Annotated in this window: 4 protein-coding genes; 3 read left to right on the forward strand and 1 reads right to left on the reverse strand. The window is 65.3% G+C overall.

The window, feature by feature from the left end:
• Window positions 1-119 (reverse strand): NAD(P)-binding protein (locus VN856_RS13215; protein ID WP_325689694.1); only part of this gene is annotated, 119 nt, incomplete at its 3' end.
• A gap of 100 nt (window positions 120-219) precedes the next feature.
• Between VN856_RS13215 and VN856_RS13220 the strand changes: the two genes are divergently transcribed.
• From VN856_RS13220 to VN856_RS13230, 3 genes are all read left to right on the forward strand, one after another.
• A complete protein-coding gene (locus tag VN856_RS13220; protein ID WP_325689688.1) occupies window positions 220-1,902 on the forward strand; it encodes an FAD-binding protein in 1,683 nt (560 codons plus the stop codon).
• The gene (locus VN856_RS13225; protein WP_325689690.1) at window positions 1,892-2,668 is read left to right on the forward strand and encodes an SDR family oxidoreductase; all 777 of its coding nucleotides are present in this window, start codon (window positions 1,892-1,894) and stop codon (window positions 2,666-2,668) included. Before VN856_RS13220 ends, VN856_RS13225 begins: the two co-directional genes overlap by 11 nt.
• Window positions 2,669-2,690: 22 nt before the next feature.
• Window positions 2,691-3,447, forward strand: a 757-nt coding sequence (locus VN856_RS13230; protein WP_325689692.1) for an SDR family NAD(P)-dependent oxidoreductase, incomplete at its 3' end; no start/stop codon positions are given.

The raw sequence follows: 3,447 nt of genomic DNA on the forward strand, positions 1-3,447 counted from the left end.
CCGACACCATCTGCGGCCTCGAACACCCGGACGGTCAAGCCGTCGCTGCGCATCCGGTGTAGCGCGTACAGGCCGGCGAAACCTGCCCCTACCACCACCACGTCAACATCCCGGGTCATACCGCCGACGGTACGGGGTCAACGGCGGCGGGGGCGGCGATCGTCCCGCTGTGCGGGAATTGCCGCCCCGAAGCAACAACCAGTGTGGTTGCCTGATCGCATGCCGGCCGCAGACCAGGGCGAAGCCTGGAATCACCAGGTCGACTTCGTGGTCGTCGGCAGTGGCTGCGGAGGTCTCACCGCGGCGCTGACCGCCAACGCCGGCGGTCTGGACACACTGGTCATCGAAAAGGCGGGTGTCTACGGCGGCAGCACGGCGCTCTCCGGCGGGAACATCTGGATCCCCAACAACCCGACCCTCAAGCGAGAAGGCTTGGCCGATTCCCGCGACGACGTACGCCGCTACCTTGATGCCGTCGTCGGCGGCCGGGCGCCCGCGGCCAACATTGACGCGTTCATCGACAACGGACCGCGGACCATGGAGTTCCTCGAGCACACCAGCCCGCATCTGCGATTCCAATGGTGCACCGGCTATTCGGACTATCACCCGGAGATGCCTGGTGGACGCGCCCGCGGACGCACCATCGAGCCGCTGCCGTTCGACCTGAAGAAACTGGACGACGACGAGCAGTGGCTGCGGCCCGCCGCGCTGGCCACCCCCGGCGGATTATTCGTCACCTCAAAGGAATTCGCCCGGCTCAACATGGTGATGCGCACCTGGTCGGGACGCCGTGCCGCCCTGCAGACCGTCGGCAGAGCTGTCAAAAGCATTGTGCTGCGCCGACATATGGACACCCTGGGCCGGGCTCTGATCGGGCGCCTCCGGCTCGCCGCCAAGGAGGCGGGCATTCCGTTGTGGCTGAATACGCCGCTGCACTCCCTGATCACCGACGACACCGGTGCCGTTGTCGGCATTCATGCTCAGTGCGGCGGCGACGTGATCCGCATCCGGGCGCGCAAGGGAGTCCTGTTAGCTGCCGGGGGTTTTGAGCACAACGGCGAGATGCGAAAGCATTTCCTTCGGGACGGCGGCAAGGACAACTACAGCGCAGGCTCGCCCGACAACACCGGCGACGGGATCACAGCGGGCCAGGCCGTGGGCGGTGCAGTCGATTTGATGGACGACGCCTGGTGGATGCCGGCGTTCAAGCGGCCCGACGGCGTGATGAGTGTGCTGGTCTCCGAGCGGTCGATTCCCCGTTCGATCATCGTCAACCAGACCGGCCGGCGCTTCGTGAACGAGGCGGCGCCGTATGTCACGTTTGTGCACCAACAGCTCGCCGGCGGACATGATCCGATTTGGTTCGTCTTCGACCGGAAAGCCAAAAACCGCTATCAATTCGGCGGCGTGATGCCAGGCCAGAAATTCCCCGACGACTGGTTCGCGTCAGGGCTGATGCATCGCGCGGACACACTCGATGCGTTGGCCGCGTCGATCGGCGTGCCCGCGTCGTCGCTACGCGAAACCATCGACAGATTCAACGGATTCGCGCACGACGGCAATGACGGCGATTTCGGGCGGGGCGACAGTGCCTATGACAACTACTACGGCGACCCGTCGCTGCCGCACCCGACGATGGACGTCATCGACAGCGCGCCGTACTACGCGGCGCGCATCCAGGCCGGCGACCTGGGCACCAAAGGCGGGCTGGTCTACAACGCCAACGGCCAGGTGCTGCGGGCCGACGGTAGCGTCATCGCCGGCCTCTATGCCACCGGTAACACCTCGGCCGCGGTGATGGGCAACGACTACGCCGGTGCCGGTGCGACGATCGGGCCATCGATGGTGTTCGGATTCATCAGCGCCCGACACGCGGCAGAAAGCGATTGCGATGCAGAATAATTCAGGTCAATTGGCCGGAAAAGTCGTGCTGATCAGCGGTGGCGCCGGCGGGCTCGGTGCGGCGTTCGCGCGGCACATCCTCGCCCGTGGCGGCAGTGTGGTGCTTGCCGACCTGCTCGACGATGAGGGCGGCCAACTGGTCGGGGAACTCGGGTCACGCGCGCGGTACACCCATCTCGATGTCACCGATCCGGAGCAGTGGTCGGCGGCAGTGCAGTTCACCGCTGCCGAGTTCGGTTCGCTCACCGGTCTGGTCAACAACGCCGGTGTGTCGACCGGGCAGTTCCTCGAACACGAACCCCTCGCACACTTTCGGATGGTCCTGGAAATCAACCTGGTCGGCGTGTTCAACGGTCTGCAGGCGGTAATCAAGCCGATGCGCTCGATAGGAGGCGGTTCGATCGTCAATATCTCCTCCGCTGCGGGGCTGTTCGGTTTGGCGTTCACCGCGGGCTATGGGGCTTCGAAGTGGGGAGTGCGCGGGCTGTCGAAGATCGCCGCCGTCGAGCTTGGGCCCGAACGAATCCGGGTCAACTCGGTGCACCCGGGCATGGCCGCCACTCCGATGACCGCCAATATCGGCGTCCACGTCGGTGAGGGCAACTACCCCAATCTCCCGATGGGCCGTATCGCGGTGCCCGAGGAGATCGCCGGTGCAGTCGGGTATCTGCTGTCGGATGACGCTGCCTACGTGAACGGTGCGGAGATCGCCGTGGACGGTGGGTGGACCGCGGGGCCGACTCTGAAATACGTTATGGGCCAGTGAGTAACACCAGACAGGAGCACAGATGAAGCGACTAGCAGGCAACCGGATCCTGGTGACCGGCGCGGCATCGGGCATCGGACAGGCGACCGCGCTGCGATTGCTCGATGAAGGCGCCGCCGTCGTCGCGGCCGACGTCGCCGCGGACGGGTTGGACAAGACCCGTGCCCAGGCCGAAGAAGCCGGCGGGGGTGAGCGCCTGACCACGCTCGAGATGAACATCGGTGACGAGCGATCGGTGGTCGACGGTGTGCGTTCGGCGGTGGACACGCTGGGCGGCCTGGATTCGGTGGTGAACGCGGCCGGAATCCTGCGTGCCGTGCACACCGAGCAGATGGGTCTGGATCTGTGGAACCAGATCATCGGGGTCAACCTGACCGGAACATTCCTGGTGGTCCGCGAGGCGCTGCCGGCGCTGTTGCAGAATTCCCGCAGCGCCATCGTCAATTTCAGCTCGACGTCTGCGTCGTTCGCCCATCCCTACATGGCGGCCTACGCGGCAAGCAAGGGCGGGGTCCAATCCTTCACCCATGCGCTGGCGCTCGAATACGCAAGCAAAGGACTGCGCGCGGTGTGTGTTGCACCCGGAAGCATCAAGTCCGGAATCACCGATGCGACAGGCGGATACATTCCGCAAGACGCGGACTGGAACTTGTTCACCAGGTTGATGCCGATCATGCCGACCACCGAGGAATCCAGCGGTGCCGGTATGGCTGCCCCGTCAGCGGTGGCCGGGGTGATCGCGATGCTGGTCTCCGATGACGGCGCGTTCATCACCGGCA

Origin of the sequence: Mycobacterium sp., assembly GCF_035603715.1 — a bacterium.
Classification (GTDB): Bacteria; Actinomycetota; Actinomycetes; order Mycobacteriales; family Mycobacteriaceae; genus Mycobacterium.

Excerpts from the sequence above, each read along its gene's own strand:
- VN856_RS13225 (WP_325689690.1), top strand. The coding sequence starts at position 1,892 with ATGCAGAATAATTCAGGTCAATTGGCCGGAAAAGTCGTGCTGATCAGC.
- VN856_RS13220 (WP_325689688.1), top strand. The coding sequence starts at position 220 with ATGCCGGCCGCAGACCAGGGCGAAGCCTGGAATCACCAGGTCGACTTC.